Annotated in this window: 4 protein-coding genes; 1 reads left to right on the top strand and 3 read right to left on the bottom strand. The window is 36.6% G+C overall.

Going from position 1 to position 5,464, the window contains the following annotated elements; all coding sequences use genetic code 11:
* Nucleotides 1-900: 900 nt before the first annotated feature.
* The gene (locus GQR47_RS19975) at nt 901-1,536 is read left to right on the top strand and encodes an isoprenylcysteine carboxylmethyltransferase family protein (protein WP_024596130.1); all 636 of its coding nucleotides are present in this window, start codon (nt 901-903) and stop codon (nt 1,534-1,536) included.
* Nucleotides 1,537-1,788: 252 nt separating this feature from the next.
* On the opposite strand, the gene GQR47_RS19980 is transcribed toward GQR47_RS19975, so the two are convergent.
* The 3 genes from GQR47_RS19980 to GQR47_RS19990 all read right to left on the bottom strand — a co-directional run.
* Entirely contained in the window at nt 1,789-3,810 is a 2,022-nt protein-coding gene (locus tag GQR47_RS19980) for an EAL domain-containing protein (protein ID WP_024596129.1), read from the bottom strand.
* Between the two features lie 4 nt (nt 3,811-3,814).
* Entirely contained in the window at nt 3,815-4,342 is a 528-nt protein-coding gene (locus GQR47_RS19985) for a YfiR family protein (RefSeq protein WP_024596128.1), read from the bottom strand.
* 9 nt (nt 4,343-4,351) lie between these two features.
* Nucleotides 4,352-5,464 (bottom strand): TonB-dependent receptor (locus tag GQR47_RS19990; protein WP_240915921.1); only part of this gene is annotated, 1,113 nt, incomplete at its 5' end.

The raw sequence follows: 5,464 nt of genomic DNA on the forward strand, positions 1-5,464 counted from the left end.
CCGAACTCAGTAGTGAAACGAAACAGCGCCGATGATAGTGTAGCATTTGCTATGTGAAAGTAGGACATTACCAGGCTTCAAATTGTAGAAAGCCCGAATCTAACGATTCGGGCTTTTTTACGTCTGCAGAAAAGTAAAATACGCACAATTAATAGACACTCACATCAACACCTAGCACGTAGGTCGGGCGTAGCGACTCCCGACGTTAAAATCACAACAAAACCCCTCAATAACTCAGTCGGCCAATAGTGTAGCATTTGCTATGTGACTTTCTACCGCTGTGGGTACTACGACACCACCAAGCTTCAAATTGTAGAGAGCCCGACTAGAAATAGTCGGGCTTTTTTACGTCTGTAGAAAAGTGAACTACGCGCAGTTAACACACACCCACAGCAACACCTATCACGTAGGTCGGGCGAGCACAGCGACTCCCGACACAAAGATAGTGTAGCATTTGCTATGTGACTTTCTACCGCTGTGGGCACTACGACACCCTACCGCGTAGCGCACCGACTTCAAATTGTAGAGAGCCCGACTAGAAATAGTCGGGCTTTTTTACGTCTGCAGAAAAGTGAAATACGCGCAATTAACATACACTCATACCAACACCATCGAGTAGGGCGGAAAAATAGATCACTTAATTAAGCGAATTGGTATAAAAACAAAATTGTGAACTACCGAATTTACTTTTTCGGTTTGTGTAAGCAGTTGTTTAGGTGAAGTATCAAACAGAATTTATAAATTAGTTTGATTAGTTCATTATAACTCGTTAACTAACCACAGACTTAGCTTGTTTATGAGGGCAATGAATACTAATATGATTTCATGATCTTATAACTAAATCTATTGGCTTAGTTGTTTTAAAATTACTACCAATAATGATTGTGAGCTGTAACTTAAATGCCTTATGAAACATTTGTAGATGACTCTGCATCGCTAGTTGAATTTACCCGAGTTTACTTAGCTATTTTTTATACTTTTGTTGCCGGATTTTATACATTTAGAATTATTTATAAAAATCGAAATACACCATCAGGCGTTATTTATCCCGGTGATAAATTTTGTACTAGTTGGTGGAACCATATGGTTTTTAAATTTTTCAGGGCTGCTATTTGGTTTGTATGTGTAATTAGAGTATTTGTACCTGAGTTAGATAGCTATCTTGGGCTATTCCCAATACTCAATGGCTGGCCAGGCGTATTATTTGGCGATGTATTATTGACCGCAGGCTTTATTTTAACGATGTTTGTACATTTTCATATGGCAGCACTTTGGCGTTCAGGAATTGATCCTAAGGGACCACATGAGCTTAAAACATCAGGATTATATGAATACTCTAGGAATCCGATGTATTTAGGCGTTGTAGCTGCACAGGTGGGGTTCTTTTTAGCCTTACCTAGTATATTTAGTTTGACCTGTTTAGTTATTGGTTTTACAGCTATATATAGACAAACATTAGTTGAGGAGGCTCATTTAGCCCATCGTTTTTCTGCACAATATAAAGAGTATAAACAACTAGTCCCTCGCTGGTTATAGCTTGGGATTGAGCTTTAAATACGTGGATTTTTAAGGCAAAAGTAAAGAAGTGTTCTGTGTTGGCTTGCTAAAATCTAGCACGATAGACATAAATAAGATCACTTCTTTTTGTTTTATACCAATTCGCTTAATTAAGTGATCTATTTTGAGGATGTAAAGCGTGTTGATAGCTAGGCAAAAAAATTGCTATTTAGTTGTTCTAAATGAGAATTTTTTAACACAGGTAGCGACCCGTTTAGCCCCGCAAAATGATTAAGTATTATTGCGGATTGGTATTATATACTTTTCCATAAACTCTTGTTTAGTAATTGCCTTTGAAAAAATGTAGCCTTGAATATAATCACAAGCAAGCTGCTTTAATAGGTCATACTGTTTTTGTGTCTCAACTCCTTCAGCAACCACCATTACGTCTAGATTGTGAGCCATAGTGATAATAGCTTTCACGAGAGCAATACTATTATCGTTTGATTCTATATCGTTGATAAATGAGCGATCTATTTTTAAAATATCTATATCTAAGCGCTGTAAATACGCCAAAGAAGAATAACCAACACCAAAGTCGTCAATCGCAATATCTATATTAATAGTGCTTAAGCGTTTTAATTGTCGTTGTATTGACGAGTCGGGATCCATTAAAGTATTTTCAGTGACTTCAATTAAAATGGTGTTTGCGGGTAGTTGGTACTTTTTACTTGCAACAATCCATTCATCCACCCAGCAACCAGCGCGGTCAATTTCAAGAGGTGATGTATTTACACTGACTTGAATTGTCTTTTCACTTAAAACATTGAATTGGACGGTATCTTGAATTGCTTGAGATTTTACCCATTGGCCGATATCGTTTATTAATCCGTTTTTTTCAGCGACAGGTATAAACTCATTTGGCCCTATTAGGCCTCGTTCAGGGTGATTCCAACGAATTAGGGCTTCAGCTTTTGGTACTGATTTCCCGTCAATTGAAAATATAGGTTGGTAAAATAATTCAAATTGATTATGAGTGATTGCTATTCGTATTTCTTCTATTAGGCGACGTTTTTCTATGGCTTTTTCTTCAATAGCATAGGAGAAAAACTCGTAGCGATTCCGACCTTTATTTTTAGACAAGTACATCGCTTGATCAGCACGTTTAACGAGCTCTTCTACTGTTAAGCCATCAGCAGGAAAAAACGTTAAACCTATGCTTGCTGTAACATACACTGTTTCTTTTTTTATTTTAATACTCTGCATTAAGCTATTTTTTATAGCTTCGGCAATTTTTGATGCTTCATCCGGGCTATTTACACCCTCTAAAATCAATGTAAATTCGTCACCACCCAAACGTGCGACTGTATCTTTAGTCGTTATACAACTTTGTAGTCTTGTTGCTACTTGGTGTAAGAGTAAATCACCGTAGTCGTGACCTAGGCTGTCATTTACTTCTTTAAAGCCATCCAAATCTATGAATATAAGGGCGAACTTCATTCCCTTAATACTTACTAAGCTTTGTAGTTTTTCGTAAAAATAACGCCTGTTCGGTAAGTCGGTTAATCCATCTTGGTAGGCATATTGTTGCAACTGAATATTCGCATTTTCAAGTTCATTAGTACGCAGTCTAACTTGGTTTTCTAATGAATTTTCTCTTTGCTCAATGTTGTATAACATTGCATTAAAACAAGAGGTTAATTGTCCTACTTCATCTTGTGATAGCTGTTTAGCGCGTAAGCTATAATCATGTGATGTGGTTATTTTATTTGCTGTTTGAGCTAAATATAAAATAGGGTTTAAAAAGCGACGCCTTAATAAAAGAGATAAAATTAGGCTGATAGCAAAGGTGAATACCATCAAAATCATTATAAACTTAAAGTAAAAAGTAATTCTGTCTTGAATGTAGCTGTTGTTAGCGCGTATTTTTAATATACCGTAATCATGCATATCGAGCTGAAGGGGTGTACTTACTTCAATACTTTGCTCCATATCTTCATCTTTGGATTGCGCAATAACAAGTTGCTCACCAGTCACACTTGTTACCATTATACTAATAACATCTGAGCGTATAAGTATTGGGTTTATAAGCTCTTGCACTGCATCAATATCATCAAACATAAGTGCTGTAGTTATATTCGGTGAAAGCATTTTTGACAGAGAGCCCAAGCTTTCTATTTGTTCCTCTTTAGCGCTAGTGATTTCATAAGCACTAAATACAATGGTTACTGTCGCGGTTGATACAAGTGCAACACTCATTAAGATAAATAGTAATTTTTTGCTCATCGTATTTAATGCAAATAGTTTTTTCATTGCACTACCTATCTACAACGCGGGCAAGGCGTAGCACTTTTGAGCTCATAGTAATCCCTGCATCTTTAAGCTGTTTCGGAGCAATTTCAAAGCGAATTTTACCACTGGAAAGAAAAAACCTGATATGACCGCCATTTTCAATAAATGTGTCTGTTTCACCAATGAGCATAACGTTTTTCAGCTCTAAAGGTGTTATGTTTTGCCATTCGATAAATGTATCAGAGGTAATAAATAGCATGTTACACGCCGAGGTTGTTACTTCATCCAGAGTGATTAATTTATTGTATAGAGGTAAGTTTTTTATAGTGCGACTTTTTAAAGCGTTGTTAGCCGCATCAATAAAGTATTTATCAGGGCTACAAATAATAAATTCATTAAGAGATTCTAAATGATAATCCCAGTGTCCAAAACGTGCAAAGTTATATAAGAAGCCTGCTTTTAGCATGTATTCTTTTTCAACAGCGCCAACGCTGGCACTAAGAAGTGTCAACGTTATTAAGCTACTGTGAATTAAACTTCTTAATTTAATCATCTAATTAACTTAGAAATTTGCTGAAATTGTAAATGTAATACATTCATCAATATAGTTTGGTAATGTATAGGTTTCGCGCGTATTATTGTACTCAATATGTGAACCTGCAAAGAGGTTTTTACCCGAAATTGCAGTAGACCACACAGGTGTTGCTTGCCAATTCCAACTAACATCTAACGTTGTGTAATTATCAGTGTTATATGCATTTGAGTTAATTGCGCGCAATGTCGCAAACACATTATGGTTGTTTAAAAAAGAATAATCGGCTTTTGCAAATAACTGCTTGTTTTTAGAGTCATAGCCGATTGCTGGCTCTACTCGAGGAGGTAAATCGTAGTTATAATCGGTGTAACTATAACCAAACTCAGTATTGAGGTTATCAACAGGTTGCCACGATACAACTAGGTCGAACCCTTTAGTGCTCGTGTCTGCTACAGATGTAAAGTCTAAATCTATGCGAGTCATTGTTAGTGCTTGAAATACTTCTGGGATTCTCCCTGCTAGAAATAATTCAAGTATAGGTGTGAATTGTTCAGCATGCGTATTCATATCAATAACCGCTACGTTATTAGCATCGGTATAATAAGTAGAAAGATCCAATGACCAATCGTTAGCAGTAAAACGGTAGCCTAATTCATAAGATAGATAGTTTTCAGATTTAACTTTGTCGTTACCATTTAGGTAGGTTGCAATTCGGTAGTCGTCTATTTGTCCAAAGCCAGAGCTTAAACCGGTAAGATCTTTAATTTCAGTACCATTAACTTTAAAGTTGTCGTTAAATTCAATCAATGTTGGTGTACGTACACTTCTCGATATAGCACCCCAAGTAAGATGGTTATCTACTGGTTTGTATATAAGCCTTGCTGACGGTTGATTTTCCCAGCCAGTTAAATCGTTATGATCAAGCTTAGTACCAATAATAAAATCGAGTGTATCAGGCGTCACATTGTATTGAGCTTGAACAAGTGCACCAAACTGTTTGAGGTTATCAAAGTTTTTATCGCTATCTAAAAATACACTTTCTGCGAAAGAGATGTGAGCGTCTAGCGAACTACACCTATGTTTTAAAATTCCAGGGTAACAAGCTGTCGATATCGGGCTCAGGCTGGCACAGTTCATCAA

Origin of the sequence: Pseudoalteromonas sp. Z1A2, from assembly GCF_011378755.1 — a bacterium.
Lineage (GTDB): Bacteria > Pseudomonadota > Gammaproteobacteria > Enterobacterales > Alteromonadaceae > Pseudoalteromonas > Pseudoalteromonas distincta.